General features: G+C 72.4%; 23 protein-coding genes. 14 read left to right on the top strand and 9 right to left on the bottom strand.

Going from position 1 to position 24,774, the window contains the following annotated elements:
- Nucleotides 1-72 precede the first annotated feature (72 nt).
- The 4 genes from OG444_RS33780 to OG444_RS33765 all read left to right on the top strand — a co-directional run bounded on the left by OG444_RS33780 (nt 73) and on the right by OG444_RS33765 (nt 5,081).
- Nucleotides 73-1,080, top strand: coding sequence for an isopenicillin N synthase family dioxygenase (locus OG444_RS33780; RefSeq protein ID WP_327265680.1), 1,008 nt, complete (start codon nt 73-75; stop codon nt 1,078-1,080).
- 247 nt (nt 1,081-1,327) lie between these two features.
- On the top strand, nt 1,328-2,635 hold the full coding sequence (locus tag OG444_RS33775) for an ATP-grasp domain-containing protein (protein ID WP_327265679.1): 1,308 nt from the start codon (nt 1,328-1,330) through the stop codon (nt 2,633-2,635).
- Between the two features lie 374 nt (nt 2,636-3,009).
- Nucleotides 3,010-4,293: an MFS transporter gene (locus tag OG444_RS33770; protein WP_327265678.1), complete on the top strand. Its 1,284-nt coding sequence runs from the start codon at nt 3,010-3,012 to the stop codon at nt 4,291-4,293.
- Between the two features lie 371 nt (nt 4,294-4,664).
- On the top strand, nt 4,665-5,081 hold the full coding sequence (locus tag OG444_RS33765) for a DUF2267 domain-containing protein (protein WP_327265677.1): 417 nt from the start codon (nt 4,665-4,667) through the stop codon (nt 5,079-5,081).
- 498 nt (nt 5,082-5,579) lie between these two features.
- On the opposite strand, the gene OG444_RS33760 is transcribed toward OG444_RS33765, so the two are convergent.
- On the bottom strand, nt 5,580-6,545 hold the full coding sequence (locus OG444_RS33760; RefSeq protein ID WP_327265676.1) for a pirin family protein: 966 nt from the start codon (nt 6,543-6,545) through the stop codon (nt 5,580-5,582).
- 105 nt (nt 6,546-6,650) lie between these two features.
- On the opposite strand from OG444_RS33760, the gene OG444_RS33755 reads away from it, so the two are divergent.
- From OG444_RS33755 to OG444_RS33725, 7 genes are all read left to right on the top strand, one after another.
- Nucleotides 6,651-7,001: a tetratricopeptide repeat protein gene (locus OG444_RS33755; RefSeq protein WP_327265675.1), complete on the top strand. Its 351-nt coding sequence runs from the start codon at nt 6,651-6,653 to the stop codon at nt 6,999-7,001.
- 70 nt (nt 7,002-7,071) lie between these two features.
- Nucleotides 7,072-8,265 (top strand): methyltransferase, encoded by a 1,194-nt coding sequence (locus tag OG444_RS33750; protein WP_405792920.1) that lies wholly within the window; start codon nt 7,072-7,074, stop codon nt 8,263-8,265.
- A gap of 28 nt (nt 8,266-8,293) precedes the next feature.
- On the top strand, nt 8,294-9,082 hold the full coding sequence (locus OG444_RS33745; RefSeq protein WP_327265673.1) for a MerR family transcriptional regulator: 789 nt from the start codon (nt 8,294-8,296) through the stop codon (nt 9,080-9,082).
- 107 nt (nt 9,083-9,189) lie between these two features.
- Nucleotides 9,190-9,822, top strand: a complete 633-nt coding sequence (locus OG444_RS33740; RefSeq protein WP_327265672.1) for a DUF6230 family protein — start codon at nt 9,190-9,192, stop codon at nt 9,820-9,822.
- A complete protein-coding gene (locus tag OG444_RS33735) occupies nt 9,813-10,250 on the top strand; it encodes a DUF6114 domain-containing protein (RefSeq protein ID WP_327265671.1) in 438 nt (145 codons plus the stop codon). The genes OG444_RS33740 and OG444_RS33735 overlap by 10 nt, the downstream gene beginning before the upstream one ends.
- Complete coding sequence (locus tag OG444_RS33730; protein ID WP_327265670.1) at nt 10,247-10,897, top strand: hypothetical protein; 651 nt, start codon at nt 10,247-10,249, stop codon at nt 10,895-10,897. The genes OG444_RS33735 and OG444_RS33730 overlap by 4 nt, the downstream gene beginning before the upstream one ends.
- A gap of 165 nt (nt 10,898-11,062) precedes the next feature.
- A complete protein-coding gene (locus tag OG444_RS33725) occupies nt 11,063-11,380 on the top strand; it encodes a DUF2087 domain-containing protein (RefSeq protein ID WP_327265669.1) in 318 nt (105 codons plus the stop codon).
- On the opposite strand, the gene OG444_RS33720 is transcribed toward OG444_RS33725, so the two are convergent.
- From OG444_RS33720 to OG444_RS33685, 8 genes are all read right to left on the bottom strand, one after another.
- Entirely contained in the window at nt 11,353-12,129 is a 777-nt protein-coding gene (locus OG444_RS33720; protein ID WP_327265668.1) for a metallophosphoesterase, read from the bottom strand. The two genes, OG444_RS33725 and OG444_RS33720, sit on opposite strands and share 28 nt — an antisense overlap.
- Nucleotides 12,130-12,219: 90 nt before the next feature.
- Complete coding sequence (locus OG444_RS33715; protein WP_327265667.1) at nt 12,220-13,971, bottom strand: hypothetical protein; 1,752 nt, start codon at nt 13,969-13,971, stop codon at nt 12,220-12,222.
- A gap of 71 nt (nt 13,972-14,042) precedes the next feature.
- A complete protein-coding gene (locus OG444_RS33710) occupies nt 14,043-14,582 on the bottom strand; it encodes a hypothetical protein (RefSeq protein WP_327265666.1) in 540 nt (179 codons plus the stop codon).
- Between the two features lie 243 nt (nt 14,583-14,825).
- The gene (locus OG444_RS33705; RefSeq protein WP_327265665.1) at nt 14,826-16,253 is read right to left on the bottom strand and encodes a dihydrolipoyl dehydrogenase family protein; all 1,428 of its coding nucleotides are present in this window, start codon (nt 16,251-16,253) and stop codon (nt 14,826-14,828) included.
- Nucleotides 16,254-16,294: 41 nt separating this feature from the next.
- Nucleotides 16,295-16,702 carry a thioredoxin family protein gene (locus OG444_RS33700; RefSeq protein WP_327265664.1) on the bottom strand — a complete coding sequence of 136 codons (408 nt, stop codon included), beginning with the start codon at nt 16,700-16,702 and terminating at the stop codon, nt 16,295-16,297.
- An 82-nt stretch (nt 16,703-16,784) separates the two neighbouring features.
- On the bottom strand, nt 16,785-18,224 hold the full coding sequence (locus OG444_RS33695; protein WP_327265663.1) for an aldehyde dehydrogenase family protein: 1,440 nt from the start codon (nt 18,222-18,224) through the stop codon (nt 16,785-16,787).
- Between the two features lie 170 nt (nt 18,225-18,394).
- Nucleotides 18,395-19,594: a thiolase family protein gene (locus tag OG444_RS33690; RefSeq protein WP_327265662.1), complete on the bottom strand. Its 1,200-nt coding sequence runs from the start codon at nt 19,592-19,594 to the stop codon at nt 18,395-18,397.
- A 217-nt stretch (nt 19,595-19,811) separates the two neighbouring features.
- Nucleotides 19,812-20,873 carry a LacI family DNA-binding transcriptional regulator gene (locus OG444_RS33685; RefSeq protein WP_327265661.1) on the bottom strand — a complete coding sequence of 354 codons (1,062 nt, stop codon included), beginning with the start codon at nt 20,871-20,873 and terminating at the stop codon, nt 19,812-19,814.
- 283 nt (nt 20,874-21,156) lie between these two features.
- On the opposite strand from OG444_RS33685, the gene OG444_RS33680 reads away from it, so the two are divergent.
- The 3 genes from OG444_RS33680 to OG444_RS33670 all read left to right on the top strand — a co-directional run bounded on the left by OG444_RS33680 (nt 21,157) and on the right by OG444_RS33670 (nt 24,767).
- Nucleotides 21,157-22,413, top strand: a complete 1,257-nt coding sequence (locus OG444_RS33680; RefSeq protein ID WP_327265660.1) for an MFS transporter — start codon at nt 21,157-21,159, stop codon at nt 22,411-22,413.
- A 133-nt stretch (nt 22,414-22,546) separates the two neighbouring features.
- Complete coding sequence (locus OG444_RS33675) at nt 22,547-23,242, top strand: alpha/beta fold hydrolase (RefSeq protein WP_327265659.1); 696 nt, start codon at nt 22,547-22,549, stop codon at nt 23,240-23,242.
- Between the two features lie 61 nt (nt 23,243-23,303).
- Entirely contained in the window at nt 23,304-24,767 is a 1,464-nt protein-coding gene (locus OG444_RS33670; protein WP_327265658.1) for an amidase, read from the top strand.
- The last annotated feature ends 7 nt before the right edge of the window (nt 24,768-24,774 follow it).

The raw sequence follows: 24,774 nt of genomic DNA, 5'->3' as shown, positions 1-24,774 counted from the left end.
GGACCGGCTCGGTCTGACCATGACAGCGGCCCTCCCTGCCGTCACCCCTTCCACGACACAGTAAGGAATCACATGTCAGACGTCTTTCCCGTTCTCGATCTCAGGGATGCGGACCGTGGTCCCGAGGCCCGCGCGGCGTTCCTCGACAGTTTGCGCTCGGCCATCCACGAGATCGGCTTCTTCCAACTCGTCGGCCACGAAGTGGAAGGAGCCGATCGGATGCTGCAGCTGGCGCGTGACTTCTTCGCCCTGCCCCAGTCCGAGCTGGAGCAGCTGAGCATCCTCAATTCCCCCCATTTCCGCGGCTACTCGGAAGTCGGCCGCGAGCTCACCCAGGGCAGGCCGGACCAGCGAGCGCAGCTGGACATCGGCCCCGAACAGGAGAAGCAGGTACCCCGCTGCCCGGACGATCCCGGCTACCTCTGGCTGGCAGGCCCGAACCAGTGGCCGCAGGGCATGCCCGAGCTCCGGTCGGCGACCATCGACTGGATCTCAGCGCTCACCCGAGTGTCACAGCGCCTGCTCCGACTGATCCTCGCCTCGCTCGAGGCACCGGCGGACTTCCTGGACCACGTCGTCTCGCCCGACCCGCACGTGCACTTCAAGCTCCTGCACTACCCCGGCCGCGACGGCGGCGGGAACTCCGACCAGGGAATCGGTGTGCACAAGGACTACGGACTGCTCACGCTACTGCTCCAGGACGAGCACGGCGGCCTCCAGGTGTCCGTCGACGAGGGCGATTTCGTCGACGTTCCAGTGATCCCCGGCGCCTTCGTCGTGAACCTGGGCGAGCTCTTGGAGGTCGCCACCCGCGGCTACCTGCGAGCCACCACGCACCGGGTCGTCAGCCCCGCATCCGGTGTGAACCGCTACTCGGCGCCCTTCTTCTACAACCCGCGTCTCGAAGCGACGATGCAGCCGCTGCCCACCCGGTTCGTCCGCGAAGCGGCCGGCGTGGTGCACGACCCCGCCAACCCACTGACATCGAGCTACGGCAGCAACACCATGCGCGGCATGCTGCGCGCCTTCCCAGAGGTCATCGCCCGGCACCACCCCGAGCTCCTCCAGCAGCAGACCTGACGGGGCTACCGGGGGAGACCTCCCATGCACTCAACAGCGCCGAAACCCGCCCTGTTCGAACCGCCGCTGCCACCCGGGACCGAGGACGGCCGACGTGCCCGGAGAGCCGTACGACTCGCTCCTGCCGGACCACCCCTTCCGGGAACACCGCAGCGCCGCATGACCACAAGCGCCTCAGCACATCTCCCGATGTCCCGAACCCCTTGAACCCTCCACACTCGCCCAGCCGAACAGAGAGCCCACGCCCATGACAGCCGACCGTCCCGCAGTACTGCTGGTCGACCCGAGCCGCACCACCGCCGGTTACAAGACCGCCGCCCGCGCCGCCGGATACCTCGTCGTCTCCCTCTACACGTGCACCTACACCACGACGAGGGACAGCCACGCCGACGGCGACGACGTGACGCTGTACGGCGAAGTCAACGACACCGGAGCCCCCGAGACCGCCGAGGAGGCCGAGCAGGCCGCGCTGACAGCCGTCCGCGAGCTGCGCCGCGCCGGTCTCCGCATCCGCGCCGTCATTGCGGCGCTGGAGGTCAGCACCCACATCGCCGACCGGATCGCAGCCCTGCTGGGCCTGCCCGGCAACGACCACACTCTGGCCTGGGCGCGACGCAACAAGGCCGCCATGCGTGAACGTGCCCACCGAGCCGGGCTGCGCATACCCGAATTCCGCCGCGTGCGCTCCGTGTCGGACATCGCCGCCGCCGCACACGAGATCGGGTTCCCGGCGATCCTCAAGCCCACTCTCGGCTCCGCCGCCAAGGGCGTGACCCTCCTCCGCGATGCCGAGGCCCTGTGCGATCTGAACCACCTGGAGACCCACGACGCCTTCGACAGGCCCATCCGGGAGTGGCTGGTCGAGGAGTACGTCCGGGGCCCGGAGATCCAGGCGAACTTCTACAGCTTCGGCGGCGAGCACCGCCTGGTGGACATGTGGCAATACCGCCAGCCCGACGACCGCGACTACGATTTCCCCATCTGGGACAGCGTCCGCATCGACGAGAGCCACCCGCGCTGGCACGAGGTCGAGCGGTACGTGCGCCGGGCCCTGGACGCGTACGGCATCGAGCACGGGCCCAGCCACACCGAAGTCAAGTGCGCCGAGGACGGTGTGCACCTGATGGAGATCGCCTCGCGCCTCCCGGGCGGCCCGGTGGTCGGCATGTGGGAGAAGCACACCGACCTGAACCCCTTCGCCGACGGCCTGAGCTGCTTCCTGGGAGAGCGGCCCGCGACGTTCGACGCCCCGGTCGCCTTCCACGGCAGCTACGGGGCCCTGGCCATCCGCAATGACGATGAGCCCGGAACGCTGTCCGCCATCCACGGACTCGACGCCGTGGACGCCCTGGACGGCATAGACGAGGTGCTCATCGGCTACCAGCCGGGCGACCTGGTCCCGGTCACCAGCAGCGGCATGAACATCCCGCTGGGGTTCTACGTGTCGGGCAGCGACGGTGACGCGGTGCTCCGCACCCTCGCGACGATCCGTGCGGAAGTGTCGTTGGAGATCGCCCGCAGGCCCGCCGACCGCACCGAGGCGCAACGGTCGTGACCATCGGGCCGGACCGCAAAACAGCCGCGGCTGCCCGGTCCGGCCTCAGGTCGGCTCCCGATCACCGCCCTGCTCACCGAGCCGCACGCGGGCACCGGCCTCGTACCGCCGCACGGTGTGGACCTGCGGCCCACCATCCTGGACACGACCGATGTCGAGACGCCCACGAAGCGGTCTTCGACCTTGCCGCCGAGTTGCGCTGAAGGTGGAGAGCCTGCTCGCCGCGCCCAGAGACGAAGGCCCCAGAGAGGAAACCGTGCACCACACCGACAATCCAGGGGGCAGTCCCGCCCGCTGCCCGGACCGCATCGCCGGGATGCGGACAGACATCCGGCCCACTTCCACCCGTTGCTCCGCAGGGGAGCGATGACCGCGTGAGCACGACCAAGACTCCCACCGGCCGTCCTGCACCGGGGCTGCTCGGCACGTACCGGATGCTTCTGACTGCTCCCGGCGGCGGGCGCCTGGCGGCCGCGAGCGTGGCGTCGAAACTGCAGTACAACATGCTCGCCGTCAGCGCACTGCTCCTGCTCGCGCCCCGCTACTCCTACGCCGCCGCCGGCCTGGCCGTCAGCATCATGGTGGTGGCGAACGCGGCGAGCAGCCCGTTGCGCGGCCGGCTCGCCGACCGCCACCGGGTACCCGTGGTGGTCACCCTCTTCCTGATCGGCTATCTCACGGCCACGGCCGGCCTGATGGCGTCCGCGGCGCACCGGCTCCCCCTGTGGGTGGTGATGGCCTCGGTGGCCCTGCTCGGTCTGTGCTTTCCGCCGGTGAGCATCCTGATCCGCGGCTACTGGGTCGCGGCGGCGGGCGAATGGGCGCGCGCCTCGGCGAACTCCCTGGAATCCGCGCTCATCGACGTCACCCTCATCGCCGGGCCCGTCCTGGCGACCTGGCTGTCCACCAGCGCCTCGCCTGTCGCACCGTTCGTTGTGTCCAGCGTGTTGATGGCCGTAGCGGTCGTTCTGATGTGCACCGTGCGCGAGATCCCTCGCACGCCGACTCCGACGGCGAGGGACTGGCGGGGGCCACTGCGGTCCAGACCGCTCCTGCGGGTACTGGCCGCCCTGTTCCTGTTCGGCGGAGCGCTGTCCGCGGTCGAAGTGGTGCTGCCGCTCTATGCCCAGCAGAACGATGCCGTCGGCTACAGCGGCTGGTTCCTCGCCGCCCTCTCGCTGGGCAGCATCGTGGGAGCCCTCATCCTCGGCACGCACTCCACCTCGCACCGTTGGATGCCTCCCGCCCTGGTGGGCGTGTTCGCCGCGGGCACTCTGCTGCTCGCCTTCGCGATGACGGTCGGCCCAGTCCTGGTGCTGATCGTCTGTCCGCTCACCGGTGTGACGATCGGCTCAGCCTTCGCACGCCTGTACACGGTCGTCGGCACGACGGGGCCGGCCGGCAACGAGCACGAGACCCAGGGCTGGGCCACCAGTTGTACGACGGTCGGCTTCGCCCTCGGCGCGGCGGGCGGAGCCGTCATCGCGGACGCGCTGGGAGCGGCTGCATTCGTGCTGGTGACCCCGGTGGCCGCCCTCGGCGCCGCGCTGCTCCTGCTCGGCACCGCCCGCTCCACCCCCACGCCCGCCCCGCCCACGCCGTCCGAGTCGCCTGCGACACGCCTGCCCGGACGCGGCGAAGGCGAGGAACTCACGTAACCACGCGGCTCCGTGCCGGAAGCACCGCGATCTCTCCGTTTGACTCTGTCGCGGATCCACAGGCACGGGCCGCTGGGAACGCGGGTCCGGCCGTTCGTCCTGAGTGGCGGCAGCAACACCCTCACGGACGACGAGGGATACCGCGGGCCCGTGATTCGCATGGCGACCCGGGGCTTCGCCGCCCGCGACGTCGGCGGGGGCCGGGTGGAGGTCACCGTGCAGGGCCGGGGATCCACTGGCCTCCTTCGTGGCATACGCGGTCGCGGAGGGCCTGTCCAGGGTCAAGTACCACGGCGGGATCCCCGGCACGACGGGCGTGTCTGCAGAACGTCGGCGCCTACGGCCAACAGATCGCCGACTGCCTCACCTCGGTGACGGCCTGGGACTGGGAGCGGAGGCAGACGGTACGGCTCGACGCAGCCGCCGGCCGCTTCAGCTACCGGTCCTCCGCCTTCAGGACGGAGCCGGGCCGGTGGGCAATCCTCGCCCTCACCGGCGACGGACGCGTCGACCTCGCACAGTGCCTGCCCGTCGAGGCGGCCCTGGCCCTGGCCGCCCAGATCCCCGACACCGAACAACTCACCGGCTGGGGCTTCGTCAAAGACCTGGCCGCACGAACCGGCGTGAGCCCGGCCATCGCCCGCTGGGACACCGGCGCCGTACTCGCCGTCGTCACCCGCCTCGCCGGACCCGACCTCCTCGCCCGCACCCTCCACCAGCTCCCGGACGGTTACGCGCTGCTCTTCGGCCAGACCGAACTGCGCCGGCCTCAACCCACCACCGCCTGATCGCAGTCGCCTAACGAGCTCTTGAAGCGCTGACCCCCAAGGCGCGTCAGGCGATGCAGAGATTCACCACGTCGCCCGATACCGGGGACCCGTCCCCTGTTCATCCGCCGGAGCGTGGCCGAAGTAGTTTGTTGAGTTCACACAACGGCACAGCCGGCGGACCACCTGGGAACGGCTACGGGACCTCGTCCGAACGAGGCGCCGCCCGACACGCGGACGCCGGAGCCCCCAGCGAACCGAGACGTCCCCACGGCCCGAATCTCGGGTAGGCGGCCACCCTGGCATGTCCGCCACGGACGAATCTAACTACTCGTCAGTAGAGTCAGCAAAGGGTCAGCATTCGTCCGACTGGACCTGACCGCACCTTGATCCATATGAGACATGACATCAAGATCAAAATATGGCTCCAGAGATCGAGTTGACTGGTACCAGACCACCAGAAGCGGAGCGGAGAGTGCCGCCTCCTGCCGAGTGTGCGCTTGCGGGAATCAACGCAGCTCAGCGTGTTCTGCCCCTAGGCTTCAAGCGAGTTGGGGGCAGGTCGGGGGCAGGAATCGGAGGACCATCATAGCCCTTGACCTCGCCGTAGCGGGTCCCATTCATCCAGTCTTCACGGAAGCCTGCGATATCCTCTTGGGACCGTCCGATCCAGTTCCAGAACATCACGATCTCCTCCTCGAACGGCTCGCCGCCCAGGAGCATCAGGCTCGCGTCCGAGGTCGCCCGCAGGGGGAGTTCCGTGCGGCCGCAGCCCAGGTAGAGCATCGAGCCCGGGAGGACCGGGACGCCGTCCACGTGGGCCTCGCCCGACATCGACAGGACCGCGTACTCGAAGTCCGGGTCCAGCGGGAGGCGGGTTTCCGTGCCCGACGTCAGGGTCAGGTCCGCGCCCACGATCGGGGTGTACGCCGTGCCCGGCGAGGTCGCCGTGTCCAGGGTGCCCAGGATGACCGTCGCCGTCAGGCCAGGGGCCGTGACCGTCGGCAGGTCGGCGTGGTGCTGGAAGTGCGGCTCCACGTTGCGGTGGGCGTCCGGCAGGGCCACCCACAGCTGGGCGCCGTGCAGGAAACGGGCGTGCGGGCGCGGGCTCTCCTCCGAGTGGCTGATGCCGCGGCCGGAGGTCATCAGGCCCAGCTCCCGGGGCCGGATCGTCTCGAGGCTGCCGACGCTGTCGCGGTGCAGCACCTCGCCCTCGTGCAGCCAGCTCACCGTCTGGAGCCCGGAGTGCGGATGCGGCGCGACCTGCATGCCGGGCTCGTCGGCGATGTCGTCCGGGCCGTAGTGGTCCACGAAGCACCAGGCACCCACCATGCGGCGGCCCAGGTTCGGCAGGAGTCGGCGGACCTCGGTGGACTCACCGAGCTTGACCGTGCGCGGGCTGAGGAGTTCGCGCACCGGTTCGGCCACGACGAAGCCGCGGCCGCCGCAGGCGGAGAGAGCGGGCTGGCGATCGAGATTGCTCATGCAGACAACCTAGCCCCGCGGCGGTGGCGGCGGAGAGCGGAATGTTCGACCGCCGGGGCGTGTTGGAGGCAGCGGACGGATCACCTGAACGGCGGAAGGGAAGCGATGAACGCGCCGACGACGTACCTCGAGCACGGGACGGCGGCCGAGCGCTGGGCGCGCGCCCAGCTCTTCTTCGACGCGAAGGAGTACGCGACGGCCGCCCGCATCCTGCAGACCCTGGCGGGCGAAGCCCCCGAGCAGCTGGCGCCGCGGCTGCTGCTGGCCCGCGCCTACTACCACTCCGCCCAGCTCTCCCGCGCCGAGCACGAGCTCCGCGCCGTACTGGAGCGCTGGCCGGTCGAGGACTACGCGCAGCTGATGCTCGGCCGCACCCTGGAGCGCCTGGGCCGGGCCACCGAGGCCCGTCCCCACCTGCGGATGGCGGCGGCCATGGCGGGCGAGTTCCCCGAGTAGCTCGCCACCCGGCCCCGCGCATGCGGGGTCGGGCCTCCGGCTCGGATAGCCTGGGGCCCATATGAACCGTCTGACCACACCCTTCGGCTCCTACGAGCTCACCCGTTTCCCCGAGGACCCGCGCGACCGGCTCCGGGCCTGGGACGCCGCCGACGAGTACCTGCTGCGCCACCTCGACTCCGGTACCGGGGAGCGCGGCCCCGTGGACCTGGCCTCCGCCGGGCAGATCACGGTGCTCGGGGACCGCTGGGGGACGCTGACGACGGCGCTCGCCGCGTACCGTCCGACGCAGATCACCGACTCCGCGCTGACCCGGGCCGCCACCGCGGCGAACCTGGACCGGGCCGGTATCGGGACGTCCAAGGCGACGGTCACGCTGCTGACCACGCAGGACCCGCCGCCCGAGCGGATCGACGTCCTGCTGGTGCGCGTGCCCAAGAGCCTGGCGCTGCTGGAGGACCAGCTGTACCGGCTGGCCCCGCACGTGCACGCGGGCACGGTCGTGGTCGGCACGGGCATGGTCAAGGAGATCCACACCTCCACGCTGCGCCTCTTCGAGAAGATCCTCGGCCCCACGAAGACCTCGCTCGCGGAGAAGAAGGCCCGGCTGATCTTCTGCACGCCGGGCACCCCCGGGGCGACCCGCCCCACGTCCGCCGGGCCGTGGCCGCTGACGTACACGGTGGACGAGGACGCCGGCTCGGCCTCCGGCCTGTCCGTCGTCAACCACGCCGGGATCTTCTGCGCCGACCGGCTCGACGTCGGCACCCGCTTCTTCCTGCAGAACCTGCCGACCAACACCGACGGGGCCCGGGTCGTGGACCTCGGCTGCGGCAACGGCATCGTCGGCACGGCCGTCCAGGTCCACGACCCGGACGCCGAGGTCGTGTTCACCGACGAGTCCTACCAGGCGCTCGCCTCGGCGCGGGAGACGTACAGGGCGAACGTCCGCGAGGGCCGGCGCACCGCCGAGTTCCACGTCGGCGACGGGGTCGCGATGCTCTCTCCCGCCTCCGTGGACCTGGTGCTGAGCAACCCGCCCTTCCACTCCCACCAGGCCACCACGGACGCGACGGCCCTGCGGATGTTCGCGCAGTCGCGCAAGGTGCTGCGTCCGGGCGGCGAGCTGTGGATCGTCGCCAACCGGCACATGGGCTACCACACCCATCTGCGCCGGCTCTTCGGCAACAGCGAAGTCGTCGCGAGCGAGCCGAAGTTCGTGGTCCTGCGGGCGGTCAAGCAGGATCGTCCGCGGCCCATGTGACCAGCCGGTACGTCCTACACTCTGGCGCGTGAGCAGCCAGGTGGAGAACGGGAACGGTGGCAGGAGCGGCGGCACGGGCGGCGGTGGCGGGCGCTACCGCCGGGAGGACGTGGCCCGGGCGGCCGGCGTCAAGGTGCGCAACCTGCGCTACTACCAGGAGCGCGGGCTGCTGCCGCCGCCCCGCCGGGAGGGCCGCATCGCCTGGTACTCCGACGATCACCTGACCCGGCTGCGCCTGATCAGCGATCTGCTGGGGCGCGGCTACACGGTCAACGGCATCGCCGAGCTGCTGCAGGCGTGGGAGGAGGGCGGCGGCCTGTCCCAACTCCTGGGCCTGGAACGGGAGATGACCCGTGACTGGCTGCAGGAGGAGCCGGTGACCATGACCCGGACCCAGCTGCGGAAGCTGTTCGGCCCGACGGCGACGGCCGCAGACACGCGGCGCGCGGCCGAGCTCGGCTATGTGACGGTCGACGGAGATCTGGTCACCTACCCGAACCGCCGGCTGCTGGAGGCGACGCTGACGCTGGTGCGGCAGGGGGTGCCGCTCGCGGAGATCCTGGACGCCGGGGAGTTCGTACAGGCGCAGGCGGCTGCGGTGGCGGACCGGTTCGTGGGGCTGTTCCGGCGCCATGTGATCGACGTGGAAGGCCTGGAGGGTCTCGAACGGCTTTCGGCCACGCAGCTGCAGCACATCACGGCGGCGGTGGCGGCCCTGAGGCCGGTGGCCGGCGAGGTGGTGACCTCGGAGTTCGCGCGGGCGATGGCCCGGCGGGTGGACGCGGAGGTCGCCGAACTCCTGCGTACGGAGCAGTAGGAGTCGGCTCAAAGGGTGCGCTCGCACAACCTTGCCAACGCCCATTGGCACTCTTACATTCAACTCGTCGGTAACAACGGTGCACAGCCGAAATAAGGGACGTTCTCATGACCGGTTCTCCTCATTTATCCGACCCGTCCGACGATGCTTCCGGCCGCGTCCGCTGGCGCCGGTTCGCCGTCCTGACCCTCCCCGCCGTCGCCGTGACCGCCGGCCTCGGCATCGCCCTCGCGCAGGGCGCGCTCGCCGCCTCGTTCGCCGTGTCGGGACAGCAGTTCAAGGTGTCGGCGAGCAGCCTGGAGGGCGAGGGCTTCGCGCAGTACGGCAGCGTGGACGTCAACGCCCGCCAGGAGCTGATCCCGGTGGCCGTCACCGCCATCAGGGAGGCCAAGCTCCACAGCCTCTGCCAGTCCGTGGTCACCTCGCTCCCGGTGATCGGGGACATCTCGCTCAACCTCAGCGCCGGCCGCAAGGCCCCGGTGGAGGCGAGCAACCTCTTCGTCGACGCCACCCAGCTCGCGGGCGACGCCGTCTTCAGCAACATCGAGATCGGGCGCGACGCCTCGACGCTGGACAAGGGTCCGGCCGACGCCCAGGGGATGCAGGACCTCTTCGGCCAGCAGGCCGACACGGTCCACATCACCGATCTCCAGCAGACGGCGTGGGCGACGAACGCCGGCACCTTCAAGCTCACCGGGCTCAGCATGAACATCAGCAAGGGCAAGAAGGAATGCTTCTGAGCCGTCGGCAGCGCTGGCGGCGGTGGCGGCGCAGCCGGCCCTTCTGGGGCGGGCTGTTCGCGATCCTGGCCGGATCGTGGATCTGCGTCCTGCCGCTGGCACCGCTGAAGATCATGCTCCAGCAGGGCGTGGCGGGGATCCCGTCCGTCCTGATGGGCATCGTGATGATCGTGCTCGGGCTCACCGCGTGGTTCTCTCCCCCACAGCGTTCCCTCGCGGGTGTCCTCACCACCCTGATCGCCACCGCCGCTCTGGTCCTGTCGAACCTCGGCGGGTTCCTGATCGGCACCCTGCTCGGCATCCTCGGCGGCGGCCTGATGTTCGCCTGGCAGCCGTACGCCGCCCGACGCTCCGGAAAAGCGGAGTCCGCCGCGGCCGCACCCCCTCCCCCCACCCCGCACCACGATCCCCAAGGAGCTCAGCCATGAGCCGTACGCGCACCGCGCTCGCCCTCGGGACGGCCGTCGCCGGAGCCATCGCGCTCGCCTCGGTCACCGCCTCCGCCGCCCCCTTACCGCTGGCCGGGTCGACCACCGTCACCCCGGCCGGGCACGCGTTCCAGGCCACCCTCAGCGGGAAGGCCACGCTCAAGGCCGGTTCGGTCACCGTCACCTGTACGGTCTCCGTCGCCACCGGCAGCGTGCCGGGAGCCCCCGGCAACAGCAACCCGGCCGGGGCCGTGTCCTCGCCGATCTCCGCTCCCACGTACAGCTCCTGCACGTCGAGCATGTGGGGAGTGACGCCCACGGTCACCACCAGCGGTGCCTGGTCGGTGTCGATGCAGAACGGCGCCCCGGTCACCGGCACCATGGGCCTGCCGGTCGGCGGTCTGGTGGTCCAGACGAGCGGGCTCGCCTCCTGCACGGTCACCGCCGCCCCCACCGCCCCGGCGAACGTCGGCGGCACCTGGGTCAACGGTGCTCCGTCGACCCTGACCTTCACCAACGTCTCCGTACCGGTCACGGTCACCGGCGGGTTCGGCTGCCCGACGAGCGCGACCACGTCCACCTTCAACGCGGTCTACAAAGTGACCGACACGACCGACCCGGCGCAGCAGATCACCGTCGGTCCCTGACCCGCCCGATCAGTCCCCGGTCCGCCGGGTCCCCGAGATGTCAGGGACCCGGCGGACCCGGGAGAGGACCGGCGCGACCACCACTCGGCGAGATGAGTGACCGTCATTTCCTGCCGGGGCGAAAATGCGTTGCCCGTCCGGAGCGGACGGACAAAGCTCACGAGCATGTCTCACAGCACGGATCACCACCAGCTCCCGCAGTCCCCTGCCCCGCGCCCAACGGAGCGGGACGTGGCCGGCCTCTTCTCCGGCGGCCGCCTCCTCGCGATCCCTCGCAGGACCGCCCGGCGCGAGCAGTTGCTCGTCCACCTCGCCGAGACCCTCTTCGCGGTGGACCGCGACTACACGGAGCCCGAGGTGAACGAAGCGCTGCGCACGGTGCACGAGGACTGCTCGGCGCTGCGGCGTTACCTCATCACCTCGGGCCTGCTCACGCGGACCCGCGACGGCCGTATCTACCGGCGGTCGACGACCACCCGGTAGTGGGTCGTCAGCCGGCCGTCGTCACCGATCAGGTGGAAGGCGACCGCCGGCGGTTCGTCGAGGTGGACGTGTGCGGAGGACCCGGTCGGCGCCTCCCACGGCAGCCGGAGCGTGGAGACCACCCCGGGCGCGACCAGCACCGGACGGCCCGCGAAGGTGGTGGCCGCGGCGGTGTGGGCGTGCCCGCACAGGAAGGCCGTCAGGTGCGGGTGGCGCTCGACGAGGGCGGCGAGCCGCTCCTCCCCGAACTGGCGGATCTCGTCCACGTACGGAGTGTGCAGCGGGACCGGCGGATGGTGGAAGGCGACCAGGACCGGGGTCTGCGGCGGGGTGTCGGCCAGTACGCCGTCCAGCCAGACCAGCGTGGACTCCTCCAGGAAGCCGTGGTGCGCGCCGGGTACGGACGAGTCGCACACGGCGAGCACGAAGCCGTCGCCGCGCAGCACCTGGTCGACGGGCCCGGTCGCGCCGGCCCCGCCGGGGGACCGCTCCCCCAGCAGGCCGCGGCGGAAGGCGGCGCGCTCGTCGTGGTTGCCGGGGCAGACCACCAATGGGTGGCGCGAGCGCAGCAGCTTGGCGGCCTCCTCGTATTCGCCGTCCTCGCCGTGGTCGGCTATGTCCCCGCTGACGAGCACGGCGTCCAGGTCGTGGGGCAGTGCGTCGAGGTACTCCATGACGGAGCGGGTGCGGTCGGCCGCGCGCCGGTCACCGTCGAGATGGACGTCGCTGAGGTGGGCGATCACGATCATGTGCGCTGTCTCCTTCGTCTCCGGTCGAGAGAACGGGCGACACCCATTCAACACGCCGAACCACCGTCCGCCTGCAGCAGGTTGTGCGGGTCAGCCCTCGGTACGCGGCCGCGGCCGGCGCATCAGCACCCAGCCGGCCGCGGTGAGCACGACGGCGCTCCCGGCGAGCGAGGCCACCGCGAGCCCGGTGGAGGCGAGCGCACCACCGGCGGTGTGCGTACCGCCGCCGACCGTGGCTTCGCCGCCCGTGGCGCCGGCCGAACCGCCGCCGACGTTGCCGGGGGTTCCGGAGATTCCGGGGGATCCGCCGTCGGATCCCCCCGCCGCGCTTCCGGTCGAGGTCGTCGAGCCGGTGGCCCCCGACCCACCGGTGCTCCCGGTGCCGGCGCCCGCCGTACCGGCGCCGCCAGCGCCGCCGTCGCCGCTTCCGCCCGTCGTGCTGTCGGCGATGGTGACGGTGAGGGCGGCCGGGGCCGTACGCGCGACACCGATGTCGTTGCTGAACTCCGCCCGGTAGCGGCGGCCGTGGTCGGACAGCGCCGCCGTGAAGGTGTAGGACGGCGAGGTCTCGCCCTCCACGGCCCGCCAGGTCTTCCCCGCGTCCGTGCTGACCTGCCAGGCCACGGCGGGCCGGGGGGTCCCCTCGGCCTCCGCCGTCAGCGAGACCCTCGCCCCGGCCGTGACCGCCCGGTCCGCCGGGCTCCTGGTCACGCGCGGGGACGTCGCCCGCTCAAGCCGGGTGATCCTCGCGGCGACCGGGTCCGATACGAACACTGTCGCGCCACCGGGCTCGACGGCCACGGCCGCACTCCCCAACTGCGCGTGCGTTCCGGGAAGTACGACCGGTTTCACGACCTCCTGGAGGTCCCGGGTGCGGTGGACGGTGAGTGCTCCGTCGTTGTCGCTGCCGGGCTGCGAGGTGTCCCCCGCGTCCTGCCACACGACGTACGCCTCGTGCGTGGTGGCATCGAAGCTCACCGCGCGGGGCATGTCGGTGCCGGCGCCCCGCAGGGTGCCCAGCCGCTTGCCCGTCGCGTCGTGGACGACCACGGAGGAGTCGAGCCCGACCCACACCGCGCCGGTCCCGGGATCCACCTCCGTGAACCCGCCGAACCCCTCACCGGCCGGAAGTTCGACGGTCGCGGTGACCTTGAAGGCGGCCGCGTCGATCCGGTACATGCGGCGGTTGCCGATGTCCGTGAACCACACCGCGCCGCGCGCCGCGTCGACCGCGAACCCGTCGCCGCCCTCCAGCGTGACGCTGCGCTTGACGGCCGCGGTGGCGATGTCCACCTCCGACAGCACGGAGCCCTGCGCGACCAGCACCGTCCCGGCGGTGAGCCCCGCGGCGGCGTGGGTGACGGCCGCACCCGGCACCCACGCCCCGGCCGCGGCGGCGTCGCCGTCCTTGGCGGTGCCGATGCCGCGCAGCGGATAGAAGAAGACAGCCCCGTCACCCGGCAGCGGCGCGATGAGCTGCCGCACCGCCCGTCGGCCGAGCGTGCCGGTGGGTCCGGGAGCCTGGCCGACGGTGCTGCGCAGCCTGCCGTCGGCGGGATCCAGGACGTTCAGCCCGCTCTCGTTGACGTCCGCGGTCTCGGGCCGGTCCTCCGATGCGACGTACAGCTTCTTCGATTCCGGGTGCAGCATCAGGTCACGGGGCTTGCCCGCCGTGGTGAACTGCGCCACCGACCGGTACGCGACGGTGCCCTGCGGCACCTCGGCGGCCTCACCCCCGGCGGCCGATACGGGACTTCCGGTGGCGGCCGAGGCCAGTACGAGCGCGAGCGCGGCGGACGCGGCGCCCGCACGACCGGGGGTGAGGGGGTGTCGGGGTGTCATGGCTTCCTTGTCGTGGCTTCCTTGTCGTGGCTTCCTTCTCGACGGGCCGGGGAACCGGGCCGGGAAACCGTCTAGTTGAAGGTCACCGGGACATGGACGTCGTACTTGCGGTTCGAGGAGTTGAAGTGGTCGGCGCGGGTGACGATGGCGCACTCGACCGTCTCGCCGCAGATCTGGCCGCCGCCGAGGTCGGCCTTGACGTGGATGGTGACGCTGAAGGTGCCGCCCGGGCCGAACGTGGAGGTGTTGGCCAGGGTTCCGCCGAAGGTGTTGTTGATCCAGTGCGAGGCGCCGGTGGTGCCCGACTGGTCCGAACCGCCCAGGCAGGGGGTGGGCTTGCTCGCGCCCGGCGCCCCGCTCACCGCACAGAGGCTCACGTATACGCCCCTGGCGGTGTTGTAGCCGCTGCCGGTGACCGTGACGTTCTGACCGGCCGCCGCGGCGGCGGAGGGTGCGGTCAGGCTCAGGTTGAAGGTGGTCCCGCCGTCGGTGACCGTACGCGTCGAGGTCGCGGCCGAGGCGGAGCCCGCCGCACCGACGGCGAGCGCGACGGCAGCGGAGGCGGCGACGGCCGCGCGGGCGGCGGTACGGGGCAGGGAGGCAGCACGCATCACTGGAACACCTTTCAGGCACAGGAAGTCGCAAGAACTGAGGTAAGGCTAACCTAATATCGATCAAGGTTGCACGTCTGCTTCACGCCAACCCCACCGTTCATGACGGACCGTCAATTTCGTTCCCGAATGGGCCGATCCGACATCCGGAAGGCAACAGGACAGCACGACGGCCCGGCTGCGCCGTGCGGCGCGGCCGGGCCGTGTGCGAGCCGGGGGCGAGGGGACCGGGGGCCCGGCCCCTCACCCCCGGTAGGTCTCCAGCAGCCGCAGCCAGATCTCGCTGATGGTCGGGAAGGCCGGAACCGCGTGCCACAGCCGCCGGATCGGGACCTCACCCGCGACCGCGACGGTCGCCGCGTGGATCAGTTCGGCGGCGCCCGGGCCGACGAAGGTGACCCCGAGGAGGACCTCGCGGTCCAGGTCGACGACCATGCGGGCCCGGCCGCGGTATCCGTCGGCGTACAGCCCGGCGCCGGAGACCTTGGACATGTCGTAGTCGACGGCCCGCACCCGGTGTCCGGCCCGTTCGGCCTCGGCCAGGGTCAGGCCCACCGCGGCGGCCTCCGGGTCGGTGAAGACCGCCTGCGGAAGCGCACGGATGTCGGCGGTCGGGGTGTGCGCACCCCAGGGCTCGGCGTCCAGCGGGGTGCCGGCCGCGCGGGCGGCGATCACGGCGCCCACGATGCGGGCCTGGTACTTGCCCTGGTGGGTGAGGAGCGCGCGGTGGTTGACGTCCCCGGCCGCGTACAGCCAGTCCTGCCCGGGCACCCGGCAGGTGTCGTCGACGTCGATCCACTTCCCGGCCGGGAGGCCGACGGTCTCCAGCCCGATGTCCTCGGTCCGCGGCGCGCGGCCCGTCGCCATCAGGAGCTCGTCGCCCTCCAGCGTCTCCCCGCCCTCCAGGACCACACTGACGGGCCCGGTGGAACCGTCCCGTACGACCGCCTCGACGGCCACCCCGGTACGGACCACCGCCCCGGCCTCGCGCAGGGCGTCGGCGACGAGCTCTCCCGCGAAGGGTTCCATCCGCGGCAGCAGCCCGGAGCCTCGCGCCAGGACGGTGACCTGTGAGCCGAGGGCCTGCCAGGCGGTGGCCATCTCGACGGCCACCACGGAGCCGCCCACGATCAGCAGCCGCCCGGGGGCCTCCTTCGCGGAGGTCGCCTCGCGGCTGGTCCAGGGACGGGCCCCGGCGATCCCGGGGAGGTCGGGGATCACGGCCCGGGTTCCGGTGGCGACGACCACCGCGTGCCGGGCCGACAGGATGTGGTGCTCGCCCTCGGGGCTGGTGACGGCCACCTTGCGGACCCCGTAGAGCCGGCCGTGGCCCCGGTACACATGGGCGCCGGTCGAGTCGATCCAGTCGATCTGGCCCTGGTCCTTCCAGTCACCGGTCCAGTAGTCGCGGTGCTCCAGGACGGCCGCCGTGTCCAGGGGGCCCTGGACGGCCCCCGCCAGGCCCGGAACCCGGCGGGCGTCGGCCCGGGCCAGCGCCGGGCGCAGCAGCGCCTTGCTGGGGATGCAGGCCCAGTACGAGCACTCGCCGCCCACCAGCTCGCTCTCGACGAGCGCCGTGCTCAGTCCGGCGGCGCGGGTCCGGTCGACGATGTTCTCGCCGGCCGGGCCCCCGCCGAGGACCACTACGTCGTACTCCACCGCTTCAGTCATGCGGACCAGTGTCTCCGCCGGTCCGGCCCGGCGGAGACACATCAGGCCTCCGGCGTGCCGGGTCCTTCCGGGCCGGCGCCCTGGGCGCCCTTCTGCTCCGCGGCGATCTTGGCGCGCACCTCGTCCATGTCGAGGTCCCGGGCCTGGCGGATCAGGTCCGTCAGCGCCGCCTCCGGCAGGGCGCCGGGCTGGGCGAAGATGGCGACCTGGTCCCGGACGATCATCAGCGTCGGGATGGAGGTGATCTGGAAGGCCCCGGCCAGCTCCTGCTGCGCCTCGGTGTCCACCTTGGCGAAGACCAGGTCGGGGTGGGCCTCGGAGGCCCGCTCGTAGACCGGCGCGAACTGCAGGCACGGCCGGCACCAGCCCGCCCAGAAGTCGATCAGCACGAACGGGTTCTCGCTGACCGTCTGGTCGAAGTTTTCCTTGGTGAGCTCGACTGTAGCCACGGTTTCCAGACCTCCTGATTGAGCCGTCTGCTCCTTGAACGAACAGCCTGCCCTGCGCATTCCGCCCCCCAACGGGGCCGGCCTAGAACGGGTGACCGGCGGGGGTGCTGCGGGCCGTGGTCCAGCGCAGCTCCGTGAAGGCGTCCAGGTTGGCCTCGCCCCCGAAGCGCGCGCCGGTGCCGGAGGCGCCGACTCCGCCGAAGGGGGCGACGGCCTCGTCGTTGACCGTCTGGTCGTTGATGTGCGCGATCCCGGTCGGGATCCGCTCGGCCAGGTCGAGCCCGCGCGCCGCGTCCCCGGTGACGATCCCGAGGGAGAGGCCGTAGGGGCCCGCCGAGGCCAGCGCCACCGCCTCTTCCTCCGTCGCGAAGGACCGTACGGGCGCGACCGGGCCGAAGACCTCCTCGGCGTAGGCGGGGGTGTCGTCGGCGACGCCCGCGAGGACGGTCGGCCGGTAGAAGAGGTCGCGGTGGGTGCCACCCGCGACGAGCTTGGCGCCCCGCTCGGTGCTGGCCTCCACCAGGGCGTGTACGCGGTCCAGCTGGGCGCGGTCGATCAGCGGGCCCAGATGGACCTGCTCGCGGTACGGGTCTCCGACGGCGAGCTCCTCGGCGCGCGCGGCGAGCCGCTCGACGTACTCGTCGTAGAGCGAGGCGTGCACGAGGTGCCGCCCGGCGGTCATGCAGATCTGGCCCTGGTGGAAGAAGGAGCCCCAGGAGGCCTGGGCGACGGCGGCCTCGACGTCGGCGTCGCGGAGCACGACGAGGGCCGAGTTGCCGCCCAGCTCCAGGTGCACGCGCTTGAGGTGACGGCCCGCCAGCTCGCCGACGGACCGGCCCGCCGCGGTGGAACCGGTGAAGGACACCACCCGGACCCCCGGGTCGGCGACCACCGCGGCGCCCGTCCCGGCGCCACCGGGCAGGACCTGCAGCAGCCCGCACGGCAGGCCGGCGGCGGCGAGGACCGCGGCGAGGGCGAGGCCGCCGCAGACGGCGGTGCGCCGGTCCGGCTTGAGCAGCACCGCGTTGCCGAGCGCCAGCGCGGGAGCGACCGAGCGGATCGCCAGGATCAGCGGGGCGTTGAAGGGGGCCACGACCCCGACCACCCCGGCCGGCACCCGGCGGGTGAAGGACAGCCGGGGCGCTTCGCTCGGCAGGACGTGGCCGGTGGGGCGCGAGGCCAGCGCGGCGGCCTCGTAGCACTCCTGCGCGGCGACGTGCAGTTCGAAGTCGGCCTTGCCGGGTATCGAGCCGGATTCGCGGACCAGCCATTCCCGCAGCTCGTCGGCGTGGGCGGTGAACAGGTCCCCGGCGCGGCGCAGCACGGCCGCCCGTTCCGGGTGGGTGGCGCGCGCCCAGTCCCGCTGCGCCGCGCGGGCCCGTACGGCGGCCTCCGCGACGTCGGCGGGCGCGGCGAGGTCGATGGTGGCGAGGGTGCGGCCGGTGGCGGGTTCGACGACCGGGGCGGCGCCGCCGGTGAGGGTGGGTCCGTCCTGCCAGAGCGTCGGGTCGAGGAGCGGCATGGCGCGGGGCCTCCGGGTGGGGATGGGCGGGGCGGGGGGCGGCAGCACGCGCCATCGTGCCAGACCGGAGGCTCCACTTCTGTTCAGTTATTGGGCAGTTGACGCCGAGCGGTGACCGGAAATGATCGACGCCGGCTGCGGGCGGGGCAGCCGGTCAACCGGTCAACGAGTCAGCGCTCCAGGACGAGTGCGATGCCCTGCCCCACCCCGATGCACAGGGCCGCCATGCCCGTTCCGGAGCCCGCCGCCGCCAGCTGATGCGCGACCGAGCCGGCCAGCCGGGCGCCCGAGGCCCCGAGCGGATGACCGATCGCGATGGCGCCGCCGCGCGGGTTGACCACGGCCGGGTCGAGCTCCGGCCAGGCCGCCAGGCAGCCCAACGCCTGCGCGGCAAAAGCCTCGTTGAGCTCGAAGGCGGTGAGGTCGGCGAACCCGCGGCCGGACTTGGCGAGCGCCCGCTGCACGGCGTCCACCGGGCCCAGGCCGAAGAGCTGGGGCTCGATTCCGGTGACGGCGGAGGCGCTGATCCGGGCGAGCGGCTCGCGGCCGGTGGCCGCCAGCCCCGCCTCGTCGGTCAGCAGCAGCGCGGCAGCGCCGTCATTGAGCGGGGAGGCGTTGCCGGCGGTGACCGTACCCGTGCCGTCCGTCCGGAAGGCGGGCTTCAGCCGCGCCAGCGCGTCGGGCGTGGAAGCCTCCCGGATGCACTCGTCGCGCACCAGGTCCACGCCGGTGTACGGCACGACCTCGTTGTCGTACAGCCCGGCGTTCCAGGCGGCCGCCGCCTTGCGGTGGCTCTCCAGGGCGAAGGCGTCCTGCGCCTCGCGGGTGATGCCGTGCTTGTCGGCGATGAGTTCGGCGCCCTCGCCGAGCGAGCCGGTCCACTCCTCGGGCATCCGCGGGTTGGTCATCCGCCACCCGAGGGTGGTGGACCACATCTGCTGGTGCCCGGCCGGGAAGGCCCGCTCGGGCTTCTGGACCACCCAGGGTGCGCGGCTCATCGACTCGACGCCGCCCGCGATGGCCACGGAGGCGTCACCGAGGGCGATGGCGCGGGCGGCCTGGATCACGGCTTCGAGGCCGGACCCGCACAGGCGGTTGACGGTGACCCCGGGGACGCTCACGGGCAGCCCCGCCAGCAGCACGGCCATCCGGGCCACGTCCCGGTTGTCCTCGCCCGCTCCGTTGGCATCGCCGAAGACGACGTCGTCGATGCGGGCCGGATCGAGGTCGGGCGTACGGTCCACGAGCGCGCGCACGACGTGCGCGGCCAGGTCGTCCGGCCGGACCCCGGCGAGGGCGCCGCCGAACTTGCCGATCGGGGTGCGGACGGCGTCGACGACGTAGACGTCGCGGACGGTGCGGATGCTCATGGGGTCGCTCCTGGGCGGATCCGTACGGGCGGTGGCGCGGCGGTGCCGGTGTGGGCACCGGGGCACGCCGCCGGGCACGCCCGGTGGGGCGCGCCCGCAGTCTCCGTCCGCACGTCACCGCCTGTCAACGGCACCCCGCCCGGACCCGGACCGGCACCCGGGCCCCGACCGTCGGCCCGGGCCCGGGCCGGCCTCCCGGACCGCGGACGCGGCACCCTCAGGTCGACTCCCGCTGGATGGCCGAGGCCGCCATCAGGTCGTGCCGTTCCGTGACCTCCGACGGCTCGCGCACCGCGTGGTCCACCAGCGAGGCCAGATGGGCCCCGGTCGGCATCTCCAGCCGTACCGTGCTCAGCCTGGGCCGCAGCAGCCGCCCTATGAGCAGGTCGTCGGCGCCGATCACGGCGACGTCCTCGGGCACGCGGAGCCCCTCGTCCTGGAGGGCGCGCATCAGCAGCATCGCGTACTCGTCGTTGTACGCGAACGCGGCGTCCAGCCCGAGCCCGCGCCAGCGGGCCGCGAGGGCCGCGGCCGATTCCTCGGAGTAGGCCATCGGGAGGGCCGAAACCTCGGCGCCCTCGACCGAGCGCGCGCCCGTGAGCCGGGGTACGGAGAACAGCTCCAGGCCCTCCTCCTCCGGGACGACCACCCCGATCCGGCTGCGGCCCCGCTCGACGAGATGGGCGGCGGCCCGGACGCCGACCTCCTGCTGGTCCATGACGAGCGCGTGCGCCCCGGGCACGCCGACGGGCCCCATCGTGATCACCGCACGGGCCCCGGCCCGCTTGAGGGTGTCGACGTTGCGTGCGGAGAGGGTGATCTCGCCGAGGGAGATCACCGCCACCGGACGCAGCTCCGCCCAAGCCCGCACGGCCTCGTCACCGCTGAGTCCGAGGCTCCCGTACTGCACCACGGTGTAGTCGAGGCGGCGCAGCGCCCACTGGAGTTCGTTGAGGAACGTGCTGTAGAGCGGCCCGATCGGCACGTGGGAGGTGGGCAGCAGCACGATCCTGGTGTGCCCGGCGCGCAGGCTGCGGGCGGCCGCGTGCGGGACGTACCCGAGCTCCTCGGCGGCCTCACGGACCTTGCGGCGGGTCGGTTCGCTGATGCGTACGGCCTCCGCGTTGTTCAGGACGTACGAGACCGTCGCGCGCGAGACACCCGCGAGGCGGGCCACGTCGGCGCTCGTCGGAACGGGGGGCGGCGGGGTGACCGGCGCGGAGGCCGGGACCGGGGCGACCGGGGCCGGCGGCTTCGGCGATTTCGATGACTGAGACATTGCCGTGGCATCTTTCCAGACCGATTGCGCCCGGGGGCTAGCGGATGGCCGGAAACGAATGCTACACAGTGGTTACACGAGTCATTGACACGTGTAACCACGGCGTCACATCCCCTTTCGGGCCGATGTGTCAGCGCCGTGTCCCGCCGTGCCGCCGCCCTGTCGCGCTCCGACGCACCCCCGCCGTCGCGACCGGGCGGCGTGCACTGCGCACCCCGCACCGCCCCTCCCCCATGCCCGTCACACCACCCCGCGTCCACCCTCATACCTCCAGGAGGGCACCGTGGCCCTTTCCTCCCCCGGCACCGGCTCCACCGCCGCCACCACCGACGCGCCCCCCGGGCCCGGCCCCGCACGGCGCGGTCTGCTGCCCCTGCTGCTCGTCGGCAACAGCGCCATGTACGCCCTCTACATCGGCGTGGCCGGAGTCCTGCTTGCGCTCCAGGTCGAGGACATCGATCCGGCGGACAAGGTCGCCAACTTCGGCCTGATCGCAGGGGTGTCGGCGATCTTCGCCACGGTCTTCAACCCCGTCGCCGGCGCCCTCTCCGACCGCAGCGGACGGCGCAACCCCTGGATCCTCGGCGGTGGGCTCGCCGCCGTACCGGCGATGTTCCTGCTCGGGCTGGCCGACACGATCCTGCTGATCACGATCGCGTGGTGCCTCGGGCAGGCGGTCATGAACGTCTACCAGGCGGCCATCACCTCCGTGGTGCCCGACCGCGTACCCATGGACGCCCGCGGCAAGGCCTCCGCCGCCGTCGGCCTCGGCCTGCCCTTCGGCTCCACCCTCGGCGCGCTCATCGGCGCGGCCTTCTCCGAGGACTACCGCACCGGGTACCTCGTCCTCGGCGCGCTCGTGGCGGGCGCGGCGGTCCTCTTCACGGCCTGCGGCCGCGAGCAGCGGCTCCCGGCCCGCGCCCCGATGCCCGTCAGGGCTCAGCTCGCCGCCTTCGCGAGCGCATTGCGCGACCACGACTTCCGGTGGGCCTTCATCGGGCGGGCCCTGCTCGTCCTCGGGTACTTCGCCGTGAGCGGCTACCAGCTCTACATCCTGCAGGACCACACCGTGCTGCCCGACGGCATGAAGCCGGAGGCAGCGGTGGCGGTGCTGATGCCGCTGACCAGCGTGGCGATGGTCGTCTCCACGGTCCTCGGCGGCTATCTCTCCGACCGCTTCGACCGCCGCAAGCTGTTCGTCGGCGCCTCCGCGCTTCTGTCGGCCGTCGCGCTCGTCATCCCGGCCGTGTCGGCCAGCTGGACCGCGATGCTGTCCTTCGCCGTGGTCAACGGGCTGGCGTTCGGCTGCTACATGGCCGTGGACACCGCCCTCGTGACGATGGTGCTCCCCAGGGCCGAGGACGCCGCCCGCGACATGGGCGTGCTCAACATCGCCAACGCCGGCCCGCAGATCATCGCGCCCTTCATCGCCTCGGTGATCGTCTCGGTCAGCGGCGGCTACACCGCGCTGTTCATCGTCGCAGCCGTACTGGCCGTGGCGGGCGCCCTGGCCGTGAGGCCGATCCGCAGCGTGCGCTGACCGCACTTCCGCCGCTGGGCACCATCGGCACCGGCGCGCATCCAGATCCCCGACCTCCGACCTGCCATCTGCCATCTGCCATCTGCCATCTGCCATCCGGCATCCGGCATCCGGCATCGAGAAAGGCATCACCGTGCACCTGTACACCCAGACCTGGGGCGAGGGCGACCGCGTCGCGCTCCTGATCCACGGCATCATGGCCGACCACCGGACCTGGCGCCGGGTCGGCCCCGCCCTCGCCGACCACGGCTACCGGGTCATCGCCGTCGACCTGCGGGGCCACGGCGCCAGCGGCCGCGGCGAGTACAGCCCCGGGCACTACGCGGACGACCTGGTCGAGACCCTCCCGGCCGGCGCCGAACTCGCCATCGGCCACTCCCTCGGCGGACTGACCCTGTCGCTCGCGGTGGACCGGCTGCGGCCTGCCCGGGCCGTGTTCTCCGACCCCGCGTGGCACCTGGCCGCCCCGTCCGAGGGTTTCGGTCCGGAGCTGCTCGCGCAGTTCAAGACGGCGACGAAGGAGCAGATACGGGCGATGAGCCCGCGCTGGGAGGAGGTGGACGTCGACATCGAGCTGGAGACCCTGGCGGCATGGGACGAAGGGACCGCGCTGAGCCTCGCCCCGCTGGCCGGCGCCGACCTGATGCCGCAGGCTCCGGTGGTCCCCTCGCTCGTCCAGGTCGCCGACCCGAGCACCCTGATCACACCGGAGCGGGCACAGCTGCTCAAGAGCCGCGGCTTCGAGGTGCGTTCGGTCGCCGGGGCCGGACACACCATCCACCGGGACGACTTCGACGGATTCATGGCTTCCCTGGACGGCTGGCTCTAGAACTGGACGGCCGCTCCCCATTACGGTCTCCCTACCGACCGGTAATGGGGAGTGGTTCGCGATGTCCGATTCAGCTCTTTCGACGACCGGAGGCCTGGTCGACATGGCCGCGGCGCTCGCCGAAGGCTCGGTGTCGGCGCGGCAGTTGACCGAGGAGTCGCTGCGCCGGATCGCCGCGGCGCAGCCGGAGCTCAACGCCTTCCGGTCCGTACGCACCGACGCCGCGCTCGCCGAGGCGGACGCGGCGGACCGGCGGCTGGCGGCGGGCGAGCGGCTGCCGCTGCTGGGCGTACCGCTCGCGGTCAAGGACGACATGGACGTCACCGGGGAGCCGACCGCTTTCGGCTGCGCGGGGCCCTTCGCCCCGAAGACCGCCGACAGTGAGGCGGTACGGAGGCTGCGCGCGGCCGACGCGGTGATCGTCGGCAAGACCCACACGCCGGAGCTGGGGCAGTGGCCGTTCACCGAGGGCGAGGCCTTCGGTGCGACCCGCAACCCGTGGAACCCGCACTGCACGCCCGGCGGCTCCTCCGGCGGCTCGGCGGCCGCCGTGGCGGCGGGCCTGGTCCCGGCCGCGCTGGGCTCGGACGGGGCCGGATCGGTCCGTATCCCCGCGGCCTGGACCCATCTGGTGGGGGTGAAACCCCAGCGCGGGCGCATCTCCACCTGGCCGGAGCCGGAGTCCTTCCACGGGCTCACGGTCAACGGGGTGCTGGCCCGCACGGTCGCCGACGCGGCGCTGCTGCTGGACGCCGCGAGCGGCCCGCACCCCGAGGACCTGCACCGCCCGGCCCGCATCTCCGCCGTCGAGGCGGCCGGCCGCGCCCCGCGCCGGCTGCGGATCGCCCTCTCCTTCTCCATGGCCTTCACCGCGACGCCCAAGTCCCTTGACCCGGAGGTCCGTTCCGCGGTGGAACGGCTGGCGGCCCGGCTGGAGTCGCTCGGCCACGAGGTGATCTCGGAGGACCCCCGTTACGGCCCGATCGGCCTGACCTTCGTACCCCGCGCGACCAGCGGCGTACGGGACTGGGTGGCGCGGGTGCCGGATCCCGCGCTGCTGGATCCGCGCACGCACGAGGCGGTGCGGACGGCCCGCGTCCTGGGCGGGCTCGCCCTGCGGGTGTCCCGCCGGGCCGAGACGGCCCTGCGGTGGCGGGTGGGCGAGATCTTCGACCGCTTCGACGTGGTGCTGACCCCGACGACGGCCACCCCGCCCCTGCGGATCGGCGCCCTGGCCGGGCTGGGGGCCATGGCCACGGACCGGGCGATGATCGCCGCCTGCCCGTACGCCTGGACGTGGAACGTCCTGGGCTGGCCGGGGGTGAACATCCCCGCGGGCCTCACGGCCGCCGGGCTGCCGATGGGGGCCCAGCTCCTGGGCCCCGCCGACTCGGAACCGCTGCTGCTGGGCCTGGCTGCGCAGCTGGAGGCGGAGGAGAACTGGGCGGCCCTGCGGCCGGACCGCCGGCAGGTCCCCGAGGGTCCTGTCGAACGGGCCGGATCGATGCAGGACGACCGCGCGTGAAGGGGCG

The sequence above is a fragment of the Streptomyces sp. NBC_01232 genome (assembly GCF_035989885.1).
Classification (GTDB): domain Bacteria; phylum Actinomycetota; class Actinomycetes; order Streptomycetales; family Streptomycetaceae; genus Streptomyces.
Note: the sequence above shows the minus strand (reverse complement) of the source record. Positions and strands in the feature narration are given on the sequence as shown.